The sequence below is a fragment of the Methylophaga sp. UBA3603 genome (genome assembly GCF_002375335.1).
Lineage (GTDB): Bacteria > Pseudomonadota > Gammaproteobacteria > Nitrosococcales > Methylophagaceae > Methylophaga.
Window position 1 is genome coordinate 192,087 of record NZ_DFMC01000008.1, and the last position, 18,971, is coordinate 211,057.

Sequence of the window (18,971 nt, forward strand, 5' to 3'; positions counted from 1 at the left end):
ATACTTATCAATAACATAAAAAACAGGCATGTTGTTTGCCTTATTCTAAGAAAAGTTGTTTTCACAATGCTGGAGAAAGTCTATGGCAAAGACACAAACAAAAAGTAAAAATGCCTCGGCTCAATTACCAGACAGCAACCAAGCATTTACTACAACGCATCATAAAATGATTGAAGAAGCAGCCTATTACATTGCTGAGAAACGTAATTTTGATGGTGAGCGTGAGCTGGACGACTGGCTAGAAGCCGAGCGAACTATCAACCAGTCAATTGAGTAATAAACTTTAACAAGCAGAGGATACTGAGATGATTGGCCAATACAAACCCTTAAGTTTAATCAATGATTTACAGCGTGAACTGAGTAATTTCTTTCCCAGTTCAGCGATAGCCAACTTTGATAGCGAAGAATGGTCTCCGGCTGTAGATATTACAGATGAAGAGGACAAGTTCGTCATCAAAGCAGATTTACCCGGCGTAAAGTCTGAAGACATCAAAGTCACGGTTGAAAATGATGTTCTGACTATCAAAGGTGAAAGAGAATCTGAGAAACGTGAGCAGTCGAATAATTACAAACGCATTGAACGGTTTAGTGGCAGTTTTATGCGTCGCTTTACATTGCCTGAAGCTGCCAATCTGGAAAAGATAAAAGCCAAAACAACAGATGGTGTTCTTGAACTGACTGTACCTAAAAAAGCAAAGGCTCAAGCAAAACCTTTGGAGATCAAGGTTGAAAAGTAGCAGAGAAGTGACATTAAGAGGCTAGCGTTAATTGCAGTCAGATATCGATGTGTATCAGTCTATTAGTCATTTGCTGTCGTTCAAACAGATATGCAACCGTTGTGGACTGCCACAAAAAAAACTGACAGAAATGCTCGATTATGGGGTGATTACACCATCAGCTATGACCATACTCGATCATGAGGCTTTATATGAGACTGATTGTGTTAGGAAAGTCCATATTGCAATGCGCTTATGTCGTGATCTGGAATTGAATATGGCTGGTGCTGCTCTAGCTATAGAGTTACTGGATGAAATAAATAGTTTGCGTGAGCGATTGCAGATCGATTGATAGAAGAGCATTTTTATAGGAGAAATATGAAAATGATGACTGTATTAGTGGCGGACGCTTCAGAAGCTAAAGTGTTCAGCGCTGAAAATCGACATGCGACACTGTCTGAAATCAAACACATAAAAAATCCTACCGGACATTTGTTAGAGCAGGAACTGACTTCTGATACACCAGGCAGAATTATGTCTCGCGGAGGGGGTAGTCACAATTATCAGACAGCAGAAACGCATAAACATCATGATGAGGTAGCATTTGCATCACTCGTTATCCGATTCTTGCGCGATCTATATGAGACACAGAGTCTCGGTAATCTTGTGATTCTTGCCGCGCCTGATTTTTTAGGTGAATTACGCAAATTAATGCCAGCCAACATAAAAAAACACATCATCCTGGAAAAACCCAGAGATCTCGTTGCGATGGAAAAACAAGAAATCCAAGCACATCTTCATGGGTATTTCCAGAGCGAGTTCCTTAATGGATAAACACATTATTCACATGGCTTCTCACGGATTAACTGGGAGTGCCGGATGACTTATCTAGTGCATGTTAGTTTACTAACTACGCTTTTTTCTGTTGAAAAAAGTGGGGGCGGAGATTACTTCAGCTTCTCGGGCAAGCCTTTGCTTGTGGCTAAGCGTGTCGCGCCTGCACCTGCGGCGTTACCTCCTTGGCTTGTCACGACACCTACCCCTTTCGGGTCTGAGTAGATGGGTCGAAAGCACTCTCAGTTATTTTTCACTCACGATTCGCAGGAAATATCTGCTTCGAGTAATTGTTTGCCGCCTATTAAGAGTCTAAAGCATCTTGCAGACCTCACTGAGACCAGCTATCGCGATCTCAGGAAAATTATTACCCGGCAGTCACCAGAACCATACAAAGTATTCCGGATAAGGAAAAAATCAGGCGGCTTTCGTATCATTGCCATACCTGATGAAAGTTTGCTCAAAGTGCAACAATGGATATATCGGCATATCCTTTCTCAGGCCCAGCCAAGTCCGGTAAGTTATGCTTTTCAGAAGGGAAAGTCTATTCGCGATGCTGCTAGCGTTCACTGTGGCTGCCGCTGGTTAATAAAGCTCGATTTATATAATTTTTTTGGTGCTATTTCCGAGATTGATGTTTATCGGGTTTTCTACAGTCTGGGTTACCAGCCGTTGATAGCATTTGAACTTGCAAGATTGTGTACCCGGCTGGGTAGTCTGACCGCTTTTCGGCATCGGCATAGATGGGAGATTGAGGGAAACTCCACTATTATCAGTCAATATCAAGGTCAGCGAATGGGCCACTTGCCTCAAGGCGCACCAACTAGTCCGGCATTATCTAATCTCGCCATGGTGGCGTTTGACCGGAAGATCATGAATCTCGCCGCGGAAGAACAATTAACTTACAGTCGATACGCTGATGATCTCAGTTTTTCAACGCCACTCACGAGCTTTTCACGAGAACTGGCCAAGGCCTTTATTCACCGAGTTTTTCGCTTGATGCGAACATATGGTCAGTCACCGAATATGACTAAAACCAAGATCATTACGCCAGGCGCCAGAAAAATTGTTCTCGGACTATTAGTCGACGGTGAAGAGCCTCGACTACAAAAATCGGTTAGAAACCATATTCGTCAACATATTTTCTATCTAAACCACTCTGATGTTGGTCTTCAGAAACACGCACAAAAGCGTGGTTTTCTATCCACTGATGGATTCAAAGCGCATTTAGACGGGGTATTGTCCTATGTCCATGATATTGATCCGTCACTTGCACAAAACTACCGACATCAATTAGCGGATGTTTACAGGCTGGTGTAAACCCGATAACCCATAGGAGAAGCAAAATGGAAAAACTATATATCAGCATTTTAGTGACAAGTTTGATTATTTGGCCTTTGCAAGGTATGAGCGAAACCGGAAAAGGAGCGAGTAAAGACCAGCAAAGGAATGAGCAGTCTGAGCAAATTAGAGAGCAAGAAAGACAACAAGAACAAATGCGCAATGAAACACAAGAGGGCGGACAGCAGGGGAACAAACAACAGGAGCAAATGAAAGAACAGGATCGTGAAAGACTTCGCGAACATCAGGACGAAAACCAGGGTATGAATCAACAGCGTGAAATGAAAAACCAACAGACACAGAATGAGTTGGGTCAGGGAGCACAGCAAGGACAACAGTCACGTGAAAATAACAAGAAATGGTGGCAGTTCTGGAGATGACTAAGAACTAACTGATAAAGATTGATCGTGATAATTAACAGCGCTGATTGATCGATTTAGTTGTATTTTGATAAATGTATTATGGTATTTAATGTGAACAAAAAAATGTTGCTGGAAGACTTTGGGTCTATTGCGGGAAGGCGTTTATGCTGTATAAGTTTTTAGCAGAGTTTACTTGATTCAAAGGGAGTTTTATAAACACTTTGCTACCCAGTTGAAGTAATGTTTCATTGACCCGTCCTGAAATAAGGAGTGTGCCTGAAAGCATGCTCCTTTTTTGATTCGCTAATAATGGAGGTAAAGCAATTTCGAAATGATAAAAGCAATTTTTACAGCAAGCGAAAATCTGGGTGGGCAACGACAAGTCCCGGAAATTGATCTGGTTTCAGGTAAAGGTATTAAAGGCGACCGTAATTTTGACAAAAGCCAATGGCCGGGGCAGAACATCACCTTTATCGAACAAGAAGAAATCAGTGCGTTTAATCAGCGTTTTTCGCAGCAGATTAGTCTGTCTGATACCCGGCGGAATGTAATTACCGAAGGCGTCCGTCTTAACGATTTAGTTGGACAGGTTTTTCGGATTGGCGATGTCAGTTTCAAGGGCGTAGAACTTTGTGAACCGTGCTCTACCTTGGGCGCATTACTGGAAAACGATAGCATAAGCAAAAAAGCTATCGTCAAAGCATTTACGCATAAAGCCGGACTGCGTGCCGATGTTCTGTCAGATGGTCAAATCAGTGTGGGAATGCAGATTGAACCTGTCGTGAAGTAGCCAGTTTTATCCAAGCTACTCCACCACAAAAGCTTTATCTATTGGTATCAGATTCCCGATGTAAAACATCCAATAAAGCAAACATTGCTTGTCTGCTTCGTTTTAGCTGATCGATGTTATCCATTAACTCCACTTCCTTTTGTACAAACTCGGTTTCGGGCAAGGGATGCTTTTCCAATGCCAGAAAGGCTTCAATCGTGCCAGTCTCAACTTCCAGATGAAACTGTAGCGCCCAAATCCGCTTGCCAAAATAGAAACCCTGACAGGGAGTAATCCTGCTATCGGCAAAACAACGGGTATTTTCAGGTAACTCCACACAATCCCCATGCCAGCTAAGTGGGGTTAAATCATCAGGCATCCATGTTATTTCGGGATCGATTTTATTGACGGAAAACCAACCGATCTCCTGTTGAGCATTTGGATATACTTTGGCCCCCATGGCTGATGCAATTAACTGACAGCCGAGACAAATCCCCAGCACAGTCTTTTCTGCGTCAATCGCTTCACGGATAAGTTGTTTTTCACCAATCAGCCAGGGATAGTTGGTTTCATCATAAGAGCTCATAGGCCCACCCATAATGATTAACCAGTCAAACTCGGTGACTGCAGGCAATTGAACATGCTGATCCAACCGATAAGTAGTCAATTGAAACGGTTTATCTGCAAACCAATGCCGCATGGAACCAATCCATTCGCCATCAGCATGCTGAAAGATAGCGACTTTCTGCATTCGCAACTCCAAAATCTAACTGAAAATCAGACAGCAGAAATTGCTAGCTGATAAAAAATAAACTGCGGATCGCGGCGTTACGAGCAGTATGTGAACGATAGCGAATACCAATAGAAAAGCATAGTCTTGGGGCTTGTAAATCTTTCATGTGTGCCTTGTTGGAAAAAAATATACTTCAGCATTAGTGGGCTTGAAAGATCAAATGATTTAAATCCAATCTTTATCATCAAACTCTATATTCAACTACGGTTGCTAACGATATTAGCTATAACCATGACGGTTTCAATCAAATGTTGCGTCACATTAAGCTACTGATTAAACGATAAAAATATCTGATGCCCCATTTTTGTTCACTTTGCGCACAATTGTGGTGCGAACTGGTTTACAGTTGATCATATATAGGATTACTATCACTCCGGCAACCCTATAGTTAAAAAAGTTATAAATAAAATTTGTCGAGGAACGGGTTGTTAATTTAATAAAAATCAACGGAGAGAACGTATGTCAAAGTTAACTGCATTATCTATAAGTATTGCTGTATTAGGAGCTATTTGGGCGTACCTGGCTTTAGGTCCATTAGCTGGTTTTGTTTTAGTCTGGGCAGGTTTTATTGCCTGGGCATGTTTTTTCCATACCGGTGCTGATATGCCGGCCTTACAGAAAACCATTGTGGGCATGAGCTATGGTGCGGTGATTGCTGGCATTGCTTTATTGTTAGCGACTACCAACCCGCTGGGTTTACCAGGTGTTTTGGGAACCGCTATTTATGTCGGTGTAACCGTATTTTTCCTGGTTATTGTGGCAAGATTTGATTTGTTATCGGTGGTACCAGCCAATGTTTATGGTTATGCCGCAACTGCCGCATTTGGTTTACAAACAGCAAATGCTGGAAGTGCCATAACTATGGATATGACTAATCCTGTATTGATCATCATTCTTTCCACGATTCTTGGTGCGGTTTTTGGTTTGTTATCTGCCAAACTGGCTGCTGCAATCGAAAAGAAATCTTAATATTGAACCGCATTTAAGCGGTTTTTTTATAACCATTTCAGGGCCGGTATAACTGAAAGATATTTCAGTTGTGCCGGCCCTGAGTTATGAATACTCCGTTAATCATGGATATTGAATTGCGATGAATTTGTTGACATGCTCATCGCACCCATTTTAATAAAATAGATTTGGACTTTTATGCGTTCAGCCATTTTTCTACTATTAATTTTATCCACTATTGTACTGGCCACATTTCCCATTTTCTTTACCTGGGCTAATCGTGTTGAACCCAGTTTTATCGGTTTACCGTTTGCCTTTCTCTGGCAGATTGCCATGGCGTTATTAGGCGCCTTTTTTCTGGCTTGCTGGTATCTGGTTGAGAGTCGTAGTGGTGATCTGGATATTGAAGTAGAGTCGGAGGCATCAAAATGATTCCAATGTTGATGCTGGCGGGTTTTCTGGGACTTATCCTATGGATAAACCGTCGTCAGATGGGCGTGAAAACCCTGAATGATTATGCAACAGCAAGTCATAGTATTGGGGTGTTGGGTATTACCTTAGGCTTTCTTGCTACCTGGTATGTCGGTGCCGGGTATACCGTGTTTTCAGGGTTTGCCGTCAGTTTTGGCATGATCGGTATGTACGTTATTCCTTATGGCATTATCACCATGCTGGTGATGTATCTGGTCGCTGAAAAATCCTTTATCTGGGGCAAGAAATATAATATCCGTACCCAGTCAGAACTGCTGGGGTTACGTTATCGAAGCGATGCAATCCGGGTATTAACAGGTTTTGCCGGTGTAGCGTTATCAGTACCGTGGTTATTAATGGAGTGGTACACCATTGGTTACGTTTTTAATTATGCGACTGATGGATTTATAAGCCCGTTACTGGGCATGATCATCGGCATATTTGTGGTGGTGTTTTATGTCGCACTCGGTGGCATGCGTTCAGTTATCACTGCCAATATTATTCAGGGTCTGTATATGCTGATTGCGGGATCAGCCATTCTGTTATGGGTTATTTATACCCAGCTTGGCGGTATTGAAGGCGCTATGCAACGCATATTGGAACAAAGCCCCGAAGCATTAACCTTTCCCGGTCCCGGCTGGGATATGTCACCAAATTACTGGATGGCAATCGTCATTACCAGTGGTCTGGGCGGCTTTATGTGGCCATGGGTCTATAACAAGTTATTTGCTGCAGACAGTATTCGTACCATCAAACAATCGGTGTTATTTGCGCCGACGCTGGGTATTCTGTCATTCGGTTTACTGTTTCTGCTGGCAATGGCATTACATCCACTCCCATTTGCTCAACAAAATCCTCAGGAAGCAATGTTCTGGATCCATAGTCAGGCAGGTGCATGGCCGTTGGGGTTCTTTGCGGTGCTGGTAATGGCGGCAAGTCTGGGGACGGTGAGCAGTATCCTTAATGCTATGTCTACCGCAATTTCAGGTGATCTGGCACAGGTCATTAAACGTGATATCAGTGAGAAAACTGCCTTGCAAATTGCCCGTTGGTCAGTAGTTTTTATGAGTATCGGTGCATTGATTGGGGCTTATATACGAGAAGGGCAATTAGTGTTTCTGGCGTTGATGACTTACCAGGGCATGATTGTTTTATCTCCGGTGGTGTTACTTGGGCTGTATTGGAAGCGTGCCAATAAAATCGGTGCAGTGAATGGGTTTTTGGCGGGGATGGCAGTATCATTTGGCTTAACCATCTTTGAGCCAGCATTTATCATCACTTATGGCTGGACACCCGGCGTGTATGGCTTTTTAACCACATTGAGTATTATGCTGATTGCTGGATACTGTCGACCGGTAGAGTCACATGTGGAAAAACTCTGGCAGGATATTGCCATAGCAAAAAGCACCAAGCCCACAGGAAAATTAGCTACTGCAAAATCAATTTAGTTGCGATGAAAAATTATAACCGTTTGCCAAATTGTGGATGGTTAATGGCTTTTGGCTGGCTAATGCTGAGCATAAGCTCACCGTTAGCTCACAGCAAGGAGCAGGAGTCAGCCGGAAATGTTGTGCTGTTACATGGTTTGGCTCGCACAGCAGGCTCAATGGATTCGATGGGAAAACATCTGAACAAAGCAGGGTATAAGGTATGCAATATTGATTATCCTTCCCGCAAACACCGTATCGAGAATCTGACCAGCGAATTTGTTGTACCAGAAATCCAACAATGTTTCGGTGATGTTTTAACACCTTTGCATTTTGTCACCCATTCACTGGGAGGTATTATTGTCAGGCAACTCGCGGTGGAACATCAGCAAATCAAAATTGGCAGGGTAGTAATGTTATCGCCGCCTAATCAAGGCAGCGAAGTGGTCGACAAACTGGGCACCTGGGGCTTATTTGAATGGATAAACGGGCCTGCCGGCAAGCAACTGGGGACAACAGAAGACGCTATACCCAACCAGTTGGGACCAGCCACTTTTGAACTGGGTATTATTACTGGAAACCGCTCGATCAATCTGATCTTATCGACGCTGATTCCCGGACCCGATGATGGCAAGGTTTCCATCAAAAATGCACGATTGGATGGCATGCAGGATTTTCTGGTGGTTGAGCAAACACATCCGTTTATTATGGCGAACGATACGGTGCAATCGCAGACCCTGCATTTTCTGCAAAACGGGACTTTCCAGCATTAATTCATCATTACTTTATTGAACGGGCAAATATCCCGCTGTTTGCAGTCAAAAAACTGTTTGGTTTTTCTGCAGTCACTGTTAGGGTGAGTAATCGTATTTTAGGAGAACCGTATGCCGTTAATGACCCGTGCAACCAGATACTTCCTGGCGTTGATATTGTTTGTCAGTGCTGCCTCTGTCATGGCCGATGACTATCAGAAGCATGACTATAAGACTCTGGTGCTGGATATTCTGATTACTGGAGATAGCTCAGTAACCGGCGATAAAGCCGAGAACGCAGAAAAGATTGCCAAGTTCAGTGAACATCTGCGAAATGAATTAGACGATAAGACGCAGTTTAATATCATCAACGATGCCGATTCTCTGGCGAAAGTTAAAGCGTTTGATGAAAAGCACGATCTGCATTATTGCAATGGTTGTGAACTTACCTTAGCGAAAGAGCTGGGTGCAGAGTTGGTGATTGTGCCAAATGTATTTCGTATGAGTCATCTGATTTCAACATTACATGTTGAGTTTAAAGAAGTAGAGTCAGGAAAGCTGATCAAGCGTAAATCCTATGATTTTCGTGGCAACACTGATCAGGCTTGGGAACGTGCAATTAAATATGCCATGCGTGATTTAAAGGACTGGAATAGAGATTAATTTAGGGTCTTTTTATCTGCTTTACCAACAAAAACCCCGGCTTTAAGCAGGGGTTTTTTTATGAATTAAAGTAATTTTTAACCCTGCACATAAAGCAGGAATAAACCCTACTTAATTTTTTCAAACGCCGCATTTTCATGACGGATAATTGAAATAATCAATCCGGCAATAATGGCGGCTGTGCCGATTGCAAATAGCACCAAAGCAAAAGGGTTATCTGCAAAGGTAAAATAGGCACCGACGTTTTCCCAGGTTGTAATTGAACTTCCCATAATAATGCTCCTTAGGTTTCAGAATTGGCTAATTTGTTAGGCACTTCACTGGTGGTCAGATCCGTCATAGCGGGTACGCCGCCTTCCGGATAAGGTTTAGCCAGGAGTTCAACCTCATCAATACCGATATCTTCGCAAGCTTCAGGTACACGCAGGCTGTTGGCTTTTTTCAGTAAGAATGACAAGCCATACCCTGGTACAAAGCCCATCAGCCCCATTACTGCAGCCCCGATGAGCTGGCCAACGAAGCTAATTTCCGGTAAACCTTCTGCATTAGGTGTTCCACCGGCAAATACACCGACCAGAACAACCGCAACAACACCTGTGAAACCATGAACACTGACAGCGCCGACCGCGTCATCAATACCACGTTTTTCCAGGAACTTGGCAAATTGAACTGCCACGATACCGGTAGTCACGGCAATAATGAACGCAAGTGAAGGAGAATAGATATCCAGACCAGCTGCTACAGAGATAATACCGACCAGACCACCAGACATGGTCCAGAATGGGTCACGTGTAGCGATGTAGCAACCAATAATACCTCCGGCAAATCCCATCAGCGTATTAAAAGCAAATGCTGAAAGGTTAGTAGGTGTTCCATAAATTGTGGTCCAACCTGTCTCACCACCATTAAAGATGATGCAACCACCTAGGAACCCGAAGAAACCAAAGATAATCATCATCAGGCCAATCAATGTCATTGGCAGGCTGTGAGGAGAAATGATTTGTGGCACACCGTCAATGAACTTGCCTTTACGAGCACCCAGGTTCATCAAAACACCCAGAGTAAAGAAACCCGCTACAGCATGTACAACGCCAGAAGCACCGACATCGTGATAACCAAATTCGGTTAACAACCAGCCATCTGGATGCCAGCCCCATGCGCCTGCCATAATCCAGACCACACCACCCAGGAAAATAGTCAGTATCAGAAACGCACTGACCCGTATCCTTTCAATAACCGCCCCGGAGAGTATTGACCCGGTTGTGGCCCCGAATAAGGCAAATGCTGCCCAGAAAATCCCGGTTCCCATATCCTGAACATCAGGACCCATACTGGCAGCCCATGGTAATGCAGCTGCTGCTTCAATCGGGACAAAACCATTAGGAAATGCGTTATAAATCCACCAGCCAAACAGATAAAATGCCGGAATAATCAGTGCGATAGCAAGAATATTCTTGATACCGGCTGCAAGTGCGTTTTTACTTCGTGAAGCGCCCATTTCATAGGCCAGAAAGCCTGCATGTATCATTAACATGATGGCAGTACACCACCAATAAAAAACTTCTACATTCATGGCCTGATGCATTTCGAATACAGCTTGCTGGGCATCTAACGCTGCCTGCAAGGATTCTAGTGTTGGCGAGTTTTCCATCTTACTATCCTCATTTTAGTTAAAGTCATTTCCCGTTTACCCCTTTTCGGTCAACTTTGTTGTCCAGCAAAAAGCTGGTTTGAACGGCGCTGCTATCAAGGACTTTTTCAAGCGATCGATCCTTGATAGCAACACCAGAACACTGGAGCCTGCGAGCTTCACTCAGCAGATAAAGGCATTTGTGTGCTGCAGTAGCATAGGAAAGCCCTGCTTGCCGCACGTTGGAGATACAATTTCGTTTGTCATCGGTCAGGCCACGGTTGGGCGACCAGGTCATATATAAGCCAAGACTGTCCGGCGAACTGAGACCGGGACGTTCGCCAATCAGCATCAATACCGCCTTGGCATTAAGTGCTTCTCCGATATCATCACCAATGGCCACGCGGCCCTGTTGAACCAAGGTGATCGGTGCCAGTGTGAAGTCCTCAATGCCGTCGATTAATATCGGCAGCAAAGCGCTAATAAAAGGCACGACATTTTGATGAATCGCAGTGGCAGATAAGCCGTCAGCAATGACCAGCGCAAGGTCATAAGGCGTTTTTGTGTAATATGGTTTCAGGCTGGTAAAACTTTCCTCATCCAACTGTCGTCCATAATCAGGACGTTGCAGATAGGTCACACGATCGATGGCTCGACTATGTAATATCAGTGGCGGTTGAGGAGTGATTTGTGGAAAATCCTGCTGCAACTGGAGCAGCTGCTGTTGCAAGGTTTCAACATCCAGCTCGGTATGCACCGCATCACGAGCCTGGGCATGAGCCAGTTGAAATTCCAGAGATTCCCGGGTTGGCGTACTGACCCCGGCACGACCAAGACCAATACGTGCCGCAGTGAACTGTCTCAACTGACGCCATGGATTATGCGTCACCATGTCTTCATCAGCTTTGTATTGATCCGTTATCAGCACGTCTTTATCTTCAACCATGAAAATGCCTCACCGCTGAGCTGTTCAGTGAACCGGCGAAGGCTGGAGGTAAATGATTGGTGAGTTGGGCCAGTCCAGCGTTACTCATGATTTGCATTTTTTCCAGCCACGCTTCAAATTCTGGCGCGGCACCCAGACCCAACACCCGTCGGGCATATAACGCATCATGAAATGAGGTGGTCTGATAATTGAGCATGATGTCATCTGAGCCGGGAATGCCCATCACAAATGAGCAGCCGGCCGTACCAAGCAAGGTCAGCAGATTATCCATATCATTCTGATCGGCTTCGGCATGATTGGTGTAGCAGACATCACAGCCCATTGGCAGCCCTAATAACTTGCCGCAGAAATGATCTTCCAGACCGGCGCGAATGATCTCTTTGCCATCAAACAGATATTCAGGACCGATAAATCCAACCACTGTGTTGACCAGTAAAGGACTGAATTTTCGAGCCACTGCATAAGCACGTGCTTCGCAGGTTTGCTGGTCGAGTCCATGATGAGCGTTGGCGGATAAGGAACTGCCTTGTCCGGTTTCAAAATACATCACGTTCTGGCCGACCGTGCCTCGATTCAACGATAAAGCGGCTTGTTGGGCCTCTGCCAGAATCGCCAGATTAAAGCCAAAGCTACTATTGGTTTTTTCGGTACCACCAATCGATTGAAATACCAGATCCACTGGGGCGCCATTTTCGATACATTCCAGTGTATTCGTGACATGAGTGAGGACGCAGGATTGTGTTGGGATTTCATACAAAGAAATCACTTCATCCATGAGATTCATTAGCCGCGTGGCCTGCGTCACATTATCGGTTGCCGGGTTAATACCAATAACTGCATCCCCAGAACCATATAAAAGACCATCCAGCATACTGGCCGCGATGCCATTGACATCATCGGTCGGGTGATTAGGTTGCAGTCTGGTAGACAGGCGTTTGGGTAAACCGATGGTGTTGCGAAAAGCTGTAATCACTCGACATTTCTGGGCGACCAGAATCAAATCCTGATTACGCATAATTTTGCTGACAGCAGCAGCCATTTCCGGGGTAATGCCAGCACTGACTTGTTTCAGGACTTCTGTGCTTGCGGTATCGGTTAGTAACCAATTCCGAAAATCACCGACTGTCAGATGAGAGATAACTGAAAATGCTTCTGCATCATGTTCGTCGATAATCAGACGCGTAATTTCATCATCTTCATAAGGTACTAACGTTTCATTCAGAAATGTTTTTAAAGGTACTTCAGCTAATAGCAATTGAGCGACAGCACGTTGTTCTGCTGATTCAGCAATAACACCGGCCAATCGGTCTCCCGAGCGGGCAGGGGTCGCCTTTGCCATCAATTCAGCTAAATCTGCGAATTGATAGGTTTTGCTGCCCAACTGATATCGATAGCTTTGGCTCATAAACTGCTTTAAATCCAATTAGATGGAATAAAAATTGCACCTGAATAAACAAAGTTTACAAACTATGAATGCGATATCTATACCGGCCGAATATCGAAAATCGGCAAAATAATATTGGGTTTATATTCAGTTACTTACTTAGGCAGCACCGGCATTATTATTAAAACGGGTAAAGCAGATGACCGATAATCCAGAAGAATTTGCACCTAAACAAAGCGGGACTGTATCTAAATGGTGCGTTATGGAAGCTACAGACGCCGACGAGCAGGCCCATAACCTGAAAAACTGGCAACAGCAGTATGATCAGATTAGTAACGGACGCTTTTACGGCAAAATTGAAGAAGTACTGTTTGATTCAGTTCATGCCTTTCGAGAGCACACCAGCCAAACCGTAAGACAACAATGCAATGTATGGCCTAATGCAATCTGGCTGGGTTTTTCAGCAGATGAAAAATCCTGCCGTATCAATGGTCATCATGTCAGTAGTGATCATCTGATGATTCGGCCTGGCAATACCCAGTTTGAATTAGTTACCCCAGAACAATTCAATATTTTTGGCATTGTCATTAATCAAGCCACGCTTCATGCTTTCGCTCGTAAACAAGGTATCGTATTAGATAACAGTTTGTTTTATTCGCCATTAAGATTCTGGCAGTCCGACAAACTGAATTCACTGCGTTACTTGTTAAATGATGTTTTGAAGCCACAACAAGATCATCTGATCCGACAGCATCAGGAAGATATTTTAATTATGGCAGTGCTGGAGATTCTGCAGCAAAACGAGCAGCAGATTCATGAAAAACCGAGCTTTGTGAAACGCCGTGCCGTGGTAGAAAAGATTACAGCGTATCTGGACTCCCACCCTGATAAACCGCTCAGTATTACGGATCTGTGTGATTTGGCACATGTCAGTCGTCGTACCCTGCAATATTGTTTTGAAGATGTATTGGGAATAAGCCCGCTTAAATGTATGCGGATTTCAAGGCTCAATGCTGTAAGACGGATTTTGCTAAACGGGTTAGAGGACGAGCAGACCATCTCGATGATTGCCCAGCAATGGGGCTTTTTTCATGCCGGTCAGTTTACCCATGATTACACCAGTCTATTTGGTGAGAATCCTTCCGTTACAGCAATGCGCCATCAACAAGTATTAGCGGAAAAACAGGGTATTCAAACCTGAAAGGGGTGTGCATTTAATGGTTAAGGGGTGATAGCTTTCGCATAACTTTCAGTTTCAATATCCACCGTTTCCAGCGTTATAGAAGTACTTTTTAACGCAAGTTTTTCCAACTGTTGTAATACCAGCTTGGTTAACTGTTGCTTCTGTTGTGTGGTGCGGCCGTGATGCAGACGGATAGTGACATGGATAAAATCGTTACAGTCCTCCGCCAGTCGAAAATACTCATAAGCCAGTGCTCGGGTTTTAATATGGGATGACTCAAATAAAGCCGATTCCAATACGCCATGATGAACGGCCTCCACCAATAGGTCTGGTGGGATATCCAGTGAGCTGGAAAATTCAATAATGCAATGTGGCATAGTGACCTATCTCAAAAGCAGATAAAGACATATCAGCACTGATATCGCTGACAAACCTAATGAAAAAAATAAGAGATTTCGATAGGTTTTAACCTGCCTTTTGGCTTCTTCAGCAGCCGTTTCAAAGCCACTGATCGCCTGCTGCATATTTTCAGCCAGCACATGAATGGATTGAGCGTTCTGTGTTGCTGCTTTTTGCAATTCTTCTATCTGTTTAACCACAACCGGATCTGCTTTGACCGCTTCGGGTTTGGCAGTAAATGCCGGTATCGCATAGGCTGCAACTTGGGCTACATAAGGCGCAACAGCTTTGATAATCGGTAGAAATTGAATGGCCATAAAAAACTCTTATTTAGGAGTAAACAATAAACTTTAATTTTGATACAAACTTCGCAAATGTTTCAGAAAGCACTAAGAGTTGCGACACCCTCAAAGCGTTAGAATCGGCTGGAAAAGCCGTGCTAATAAAGCTGAAAATTCAGCTGACGCAAGCGCAGACTAGGCTTATTAAACGATAAAACAGCAAAAACTTCATGATAGGTAAATTGCACATCAACAAGCCCTAATTTGATAAGCTATCCGACTATTCTTTATCTGTACAAAAATTCATCATTAATGAACTAAAATGGCGCGTCAATGTGACATTGTGGATTTGCTTTGGTCTATTGACCACAGGAGCAGGCGGTTCCCTCAAAAAATTATGCCCAAACCCGCTTTTAACTATTCGATCTCATACAAGGAGACATCGTGAACAAGGCACTCATTTCGGTTCTTGGCAATGACCAGCCAGGCATTATGGCAGCAGTTGCCACGGTTATTACCGAGCACGGCGGTAATATTGAAAATCTGAGCCAAACACTGCTTCAATCGGTATTCGGCGCATTATTAATGGTTTCAATGCCGGAAGACGCTCAGTGTGAAGAATTACACAAGGCTCTCCAGCAGGTAGGCCAGAAAATGCGTTTGTCGATTCACGTTGATCCCTGGGATGAGCAACCAACACCCTGGCAGGAAAATCCGCCTGAAGTGCAACCCTATATTCTGACCGTAATCGGCCCGGATCGACGGGGTCTGGTGGCTGAAGTATCTACCCAACTCGCCCGTCATGGGGTGAATATCACCAATATTCAGGCGATTTTCAAAGGCGGTAAGAATCCGATGGATAATCTGATGGTGTTTGAAGTTGATGTACCGCGTTCAACCATCATGCAGGATTTGCGTGATGCACTCCATGAAGTCGGCCAGAGACTGGATATCGAAATTGATACGCAACATCGCAAGATCTTCGAATCCGTGAGCAACATCAGTAATTAAGGAACCTCTCATGCTCAACGAAAAAGACATTATTTCAACTTTGATGATGGTGCGGGAACAAAACCTGGATCTTCGCACCGTCACTGTTGGCATCAACCTGACCGATTGCGTCAGTCATGATCTGGAAACATTCAAACGTAAAATTTACGACAAAATCACCCGTTATGCTGGCCAATTGGTGGCTTCCTGTAACCGCATTGAAAGACGCTACGGTATTGAAGTTGCCAATAAACGGATTTCTATCAGCCCAATCGGTGTTGTCGGTGCACCTTTCAGTTCAGAACAATTAGTTGAGGTCGCCGTAACGCTTGATAAAGCGGCGCATGAATTGGGTGTGGATTTTATTGGTGGTTTTACTGCTTTGGTAGAGAAGGGCATGAGTAAGGGCGATCAGGCTTTGATCGAAGCCATTCCACAGGCGCTGACGGAAACGCAACGAATCTGTTCATCCGTCAATGTGGCCAGTACGCGTGCCGGTATCAACATGGACGCGATTCTCAAGATGGGGCAAATCATCAAACAGGCTGCAGAACTCACTGCAGACGATGATGGCCTTGCTGCTGCAAAATTAGTGGTCTTTGCCAATATTCCTCAGGATGTACCGTTTATGGCCGGTGCTTATTTAGGTATCGGTGAAGCAGATGCGGTTGTCAGTGTTGGTGTCAGTGGTCCCGGTGTAGTAAAAGCGGCTTTGGAAAAAGCCTTGGCTGAAGATGAAAATATGGATCTGAGCCGTGCGGCGGATGTCATTAAACAAACAGCAGCCAGACTGACACGTGCTGGTGAGTTGGTGGGCCGTGAAGTGGCACAATTACTCAATCTGCCATTTGGTATTGTCGACTTGTCGTTGGCACCGACACCGAATCGTAATGACAGTGTCGGAGAGATTTTTGAAGCGATCGGTTTGCCAGCTTTTGGATCACCTGGCAGTACCGCATTTTTATCCATGCTCAATGATGCAGTGAAAAAAGGTGGTGCGTTTGCCAGCTCACATGTGGGTGGTTTAAGTGGTGCGTTTATTCCGGTTTGTGAAGATTTGACCATTGCTGAGTCGGCTGCAAACGGCACCTTGAATCTGGAAAAACTCGAAGCCATGACGGCAGTCTGTTCAGTTGGCCTGGATATGGTGGCTTTACCTGGAGATACTTCAGCTGAAATGCTATCCGCGATTATTGCTGATGAAATGGCAATTGGTGTGATTAACAAAAAAACCACAGCAGCAAGATTGATTCCAGCGCCTGGCAAAAAAGCAGGTGATATTGTCCGGTTTGGTGGTTTGTTGGGTGAAGGCCCAGTGATGGCTGTCAATATGGGGAATCAGGAAAACCGCTTTGTGCGACTAGGCGGACGTATTCCTGCTCCGATTCAAAGCTTGGTCAATTGATCATCTTATGCTAACAATTAAAAAGCCGTGACAGAAACTGTCACGGCTTTTTTAGATAAAATAAGCGTCAGAATTACTGGCTTTTCGCTCTTCTACGCATTGCTAAAAAGCCCATCAAACCTGAACCAAATAACCAAACTGCTGCTGGTATTGGAACGGCTGAAACCCGGATGTTATCCAGCATCGCTCCAACATTATCCCCCCCGAAGTTTCTAAAAGATAATTTATCCCCATCAACCAAATCAACCAGGAAACTATAGGTATGCCAATTTTCATCCCAATCCAAGAGAAGATGATTAACAAGTGCACCTGCTCCAAACAACACCGAAACTTGGTCAGCAGGACCATTACGTTGATTACCAGATAAATCAAAACTCACTTTGTATTTTCCTGCAGAAAAACCATTTTTAGAAGACAAAATTCCTGCGTCACCAGTTGAGCCGTCCAGATCTACGCAAAAGCTACCAACTGAACAAACGATTCCCCATTGATTACCGTTTTTGATCAAATCAACCGTACCGTTTGATACATCCCAATTAACGAAGCTGTTATAGTTTAAGACAGAACTCGCCTGACCTTCACCTTCAAAGCTATCATATAGGCTATCAATGGTTGCAGCAAAGGAAACTGGAGCAAAACATAATGCAGATATTGCTAAAATTTTTGTTAAGTTTTTCATAGATATATCCTCAATTTTTGTAGTTCAGCAATCTCAACTTTGAGACCGGAAACTTTCCGTCCTTAATTCGCATTAAGTTTGGCAAAAATTAAAAATAAATGTGTCTTATAAAGTTCGACACAGATTCAAAATAATCCTTATTTAGACGTTTTTTAATTGTACTTTGGTACAAATACACTTAATAAATCACTTACGGTTAGTCCGGTAACTTATTAATGCAAAAACTCGTTGTACAAATTATTATCTTTCAGTGGGATAAATCTCAGCTTTCTGATGCGCACAAAAAAGCAAGGGCAGGATTACCTGATCGCTATCCGCTAAAATCCTCCTCTTCTGTTTTGTCTAATAAGCAAATATTGCTTGATAAGCATGGGGATGATATTTCCGGAAATCGCATTCGCTATCAACTGACAGATGATTATTTTTTAATTGATCGTTTTCGTGTTGGTTTAAAAGTCAAGACAGTGGAGTTCAAACCACGATTACAGGCCGATGAACCACCGATATTACTTACTTCGCTCGAAGAAGGGTGGGTACAGTGTCAGTACCAGTGGCGCTACCGGATGGATGAAGGCGGTTATATTTACTGGCTTTATGAAAATGTGATCGTAAATGTCTGCTTCGCAGAAAAAAACGATCCAGGTGTTTTTGTAAACTCACCTCCCGCCCAACGTTTTACAACTCTACTGACCTGACTCATCAAACGCTCACAAAAACCATAAGACCACTTGCTTTTAGTTCATGCTTGAGGATGAGATGGAGAGCACAGGTTTTTGGAGAATAAATCTCTATAATCGCATTAAATTTCTACGGGACAAATTATTTTCTTTCCTTGGAGTCAATATATTACGACCAAGGTAAAAGTCCCTGGTTTTAGTGAGAATTATCCCTTGTAATGAAAAGGTAATATGCCTAAGATGCCCCGGCATTTTAAGATCGTTAAAATCAATTAACAGTTCTGTTTAAATATTTTTAATTGCCTGTTATGAATCAGTAAG

General features: G+C 43.8%; 24 protein-coding genes and 1 riboswitch. Of the genes, 16 read left to right on the top strand and 8 right to left on the bottom strand.

What is annotated here, in order from left to right; genetic code table 11:
• The first annotated feature begins 82 nt into the window (after nt 1-82).
• The 7 genes from B4F66_RS06340 (at nt 83) to B4F66_RS06370 (ending at nt 4,043) form a co-directional block, all read left to right on the top strand.
• The gene (locus tag B4F66_RS06340; RefSeq protein WP_292357407.1) at nt 83-277 is read left to right on the top strand and encodes a DUF2934 domain-containing protein; all 195 of its coding nucleotides are present in this window, start codon (nt 83-85) and stop codon (nt 275-277) included.
• 28 nt (nt 278-305) lie between these two features.
• The gene (locus B4F66_RS06345; protein WP_292357405.1) at nt 306-737 is read left to right on the top strand and encodes an Hsp20/alpha crystallin family protein; all 432 of its coding nucleotides are present in this window, start codon (nt 306-308) and stop codon (nt 735-737) included.
• Between the two features lie 31 nt (nt 738-768).
• Nucleotides 769-1,068: a chaperone modulator CbpM gene (locus tag B4F66_RS06350; RefSeq protein ID WP_292357403.1), complete on the top strand. Its 300-nt coding sequence runs from the start codon at nt 769-771 to the stop codon at nt 1,066-1,068.
• A gap of 32 nt (nt 1,069-1,100) precedes the next feature.
• Entirely contained in the window at nt 1,101-1,550 is a 450-nt protein-coding gene (locus B4F66_RS06355) for a host attachment protein (RefSeq protein WP_292357401.1), read from the top strand.
• Between the two features lie 225 nt (nt 1,551-1,775).
• Complete coding sequence (locus B4F66_RS06360; RefSeq protein WP_292357399.1) at nt 1,776-2,870, top strand: reverse transcriptase family protein; 1,095 nt, start codon at nt 1,776-1,778, stop codon at nt 2,868-2,870.
• Between the two features lie 26 nt (nt 2,871-2,896).
• Nucleotides 2,897-3,271: a hypothetical protein gene (locus B4F66_RS06365; RefSeq protein WP_292357398.1), complete on the top strand. Its 375-nt coding sequence runs from the start codon at nt 2,897-2,899 to the stop codon at nt 3,269-3,271.
• Nucleotides 3,272-3,584: 313 nt separating this feature from the next.
• The gene (locus B4F66_RS06370; RefSeq protein WP_292357396.1) at nt 3,585-4,043 is read left to right on the top strand and encodes an MOSC domain-containing protein; all 459 of its coding nucleotides are present in this window, start codon (nt 3,585-3,587) and stop codon (nt 4,041-4,043) included.
• A gap of 34 nt (nt 4,044-4,077) precedes the next feature.
• On the opposite strand, the gene B4F66_RS06375 is transcribed toward B4F66_RS06370, so the two are convergent.
• Nucleotides 4,078-4,773, bottom strand: coding sequence for a type 1 glutamine amidotransferase (locus B4F66_RS06375; protein ID WP_292357394.1), 696 nt, complete (start codon nt 4,771-4,773; stop codon nt 4,078-4,080).
• Between the two features lie 501 nt (nt 4,774-5,274).
• Here B4F66_RS06375 and B4F66_RS06380 point away from each other — a divergent pair.
• From B4F66_RS06380 to B4F66_RS06400, 5 genes are all read left to right on the top strand, one after another.
• Complete coding sequence (locus B4F66_RS06380; RefSeq protein WP_292357392.1) at nt 5,275-5,784, top strand: DUF1097 domain-containing protein; 510 nt, start codon at nt 5,275-5,277, stop codon at nt 5,782-5,784.
• Nucleotides 5,785-5,961: 177 nt separating this feature from the next.
• Nucleotides 5,962-6,195 (top strand): hypothetical protein, encoded by a 234-nt coding sequence (locus B4F66_RS06385; protein ID WP_292357390.1) that lies wholly within the window; start codon nt 5,962-5,964, stop codon nt 6,193-6,195.
• On the top strand, nt 6,192-7,682 hold the full coding sequence (locus B4F66_RS06390; RefSeq protein ID WP_292357389.1) for a sodium:solute symporter family protein: 1,491 nt from the start codon (nt 6,192-6,194) through the stop codon (nt 7,680-7,682). Before B4F66_RS06385 ends, B4F66_RS06390 begins: the two co-directional genes overlap by 4 nt.
• 44 nt (nt 7,683-7,726) lie before the next feature.
• On the top strand, nt 7,727-8,434 hold the full coding sequence (locus B4F66_RS06395; protein WP_292411619.1) for an esterase/lipase family protein: 708 nt from the start codon (nt 7,727-7,729) through the stop codon (nt 8,432-8,434).
• Nucleotides 8,435-8,545: 111 nt separating this feature from the next.
• Nucleotides 8,546-9,076, top strand: a complete 531-nt coding sequence (locus tag B4F66_RS06400) for a DUF3280 domain-containing protein (protein WP_292357386.1) — start codon at nt 8,546-8,548, stop codon at nt 9,074-9,076.
• 107 nt (nt 9,077-9,183) lie between these two features.
• On the opposite strand, the gene B4F66_RS06405 is transcribed toward B4F66_RS06400, so the two are convergent.
• From B4F66_RS06405 to B4F66_RS06420, 4 genes are read right to left on the bottom strand one after another with little or no spacing between them, the layout of a single operon-like run.
• Entirely contained in the window at nt 9,184-9,348 is a 165-nt protein-coding gene (locus B4F66_RS06405) for a hypothetical protein (RefSeq protein ID WP_292357384.1), read from the bottom strand.
• Nucleotides 9,349-9,359: 11 nt separating this feature from the next.
• Nucleotides 9,360-10,727, bottom strand: a complete 1,368-nt coding sequence (locus B4F66_RS06410) for an ammonium transporter (protein ID WP_292357383.1) — start codon at nt 10,725-10,727, stop codon at nt 9,360-9,362.
• Nucleotides 10,728-10,752: 25 nt separating this feature from the next.
• Nucleotides 10,753-11,652 (bottom strand): ethanolamine ammonia-lyase subunit EutC, encoded by a 900-nt coding sequence (gene eutC / locus B4F66_RS06415; RefSeq protein WP_292357381.1) that lies wholly within the window; start codon nt 11,650-11,652, stop codon nt 10,753-10,755.
• Nucleotides 11,645-13,057, bottom strand: coding sequence for an ethanolamine ammonia-lyase subunit EutB (locus B4F66_RS06420; protein ID WP_292357379.1), 1,413 nt, complete (start codon nt 13,055-13,057; stop codon nt 11,645-11,647). Before B4F66_RS06420 ends, eutC begins: the two co-directional genes overlap by 8 nt.
• Nucleotides 13,058-13,235: 178 nt before the next feature.
• Between B4F66_RS06420 and B4F66_RS06425 the strand changes: the two genes are divergently transcribed.
• Nucleotides 13,236-14,237, top strand: coding sequence for a helix-turn-helix domain-containing protein (locus B4F66_RS06425; RefSeq protein WP_292357378.1), 1,002 nt, complete (start codon nt 13,236-13,238; stop codon nt 14,235-14,237).
• A gap of 20 nt (nt 14,238-14,257) precedes the next feature.
• Here the strand turns inward: B4F66_RS06425 and B4F66_RS06430 are convergent, their stop codons facing one another.
• A complete protein-coding gene (locus B4F66_RS06430) occupies nt 14,258-14,596 on the bottom strand; it encodes a 5-carboxymethyl-2-hydroxymuconate Delta-isomerase (RefSeq protein WP_292357376.1) in 339 nt (112 codons plus the stop codon).
• A 6-nt stretch (nt 14,597-14,602) separates the two neighbouring features.
• On the bottom strand, nt 14,603-14,935 hold the full coding sequence (locus B4F66_RS06435) for a hypothetical protein (RefSeq protein ID WP_292357374.1): 333 nt from the start codon (nt 14,933-14,935) through the stop codon (nt 14,603-14,605).
• 408 nt (nt 14,936-15,343) lie between these two features.
• Between B4F66_RS06435 and B4F66_RS06440 the strand changes: the two genes are divergently transcribed.
• Together B4F66_RS06440 and B4F66_RS06445 are read left to right on the top strand one after the other, a co-directional pair.
• Nucleotides 15,344-15,910, top strand: coding sequence for a glycine cleavage system transcriptional repressor (locus B4F66_RS06440; RefSeq protein ID WP_292357372.1), 567 nt, complete (start codon nt 15,344-15,346; stop codon nt 15,908-15,910).
• Between the two features lie 10 nt (nt 15,911-15,920).
• A complete protein-coding gene (locus tag B4F66_RS06445; protein WP_292357371.1) occupies nt 15,921-17,294 on the top strand; it encodes a PFL family protein in 1,374 nt (457 codons plus the stop codon).
• Nucleotides 17,295-17,367: 73 nt separating this feature from the next.
• Here B4F66_RS06445 and B4F66_RS06450 read toward each other — a convergent pair whose 3' ends face one another.
• Nucleotides 17,368-17,973, bottom strand: a complete 606-nt coding sequence (locus tag B4F66_RS06450; RefSeq protein WP_292357369.1) for a VPLPA-CTERM sorting domain-containing protein — start codon at nt 17,971-17,973, stop codon at nt 17,368-17,370.
• Between the two features lie 15 nt (nt 17,974-17,988).
• Nucleotides 17,989-18,066: riboswitch (cyclic di-GMP riboswitch) on the bottom strand.
• A gap of 122 nt (nt 18,067-18,188) precedes the next feature.
• Here B4F66_RS06450 and B4F66_RS06455 point away from each other — a divergent pair.
• Complete coding sequence (locus B4F66_RS06455) at nt 18,189-18,668, top strand: hypothetical protein (protein ID WP_292357367.1); 480 nt, start codon at nt 18,189-18,191, stop codon at nt 18,666-18,668.
• The last annotated feature ends 303 nt before the right edge of the window (nt 18,669-18,971 follow it).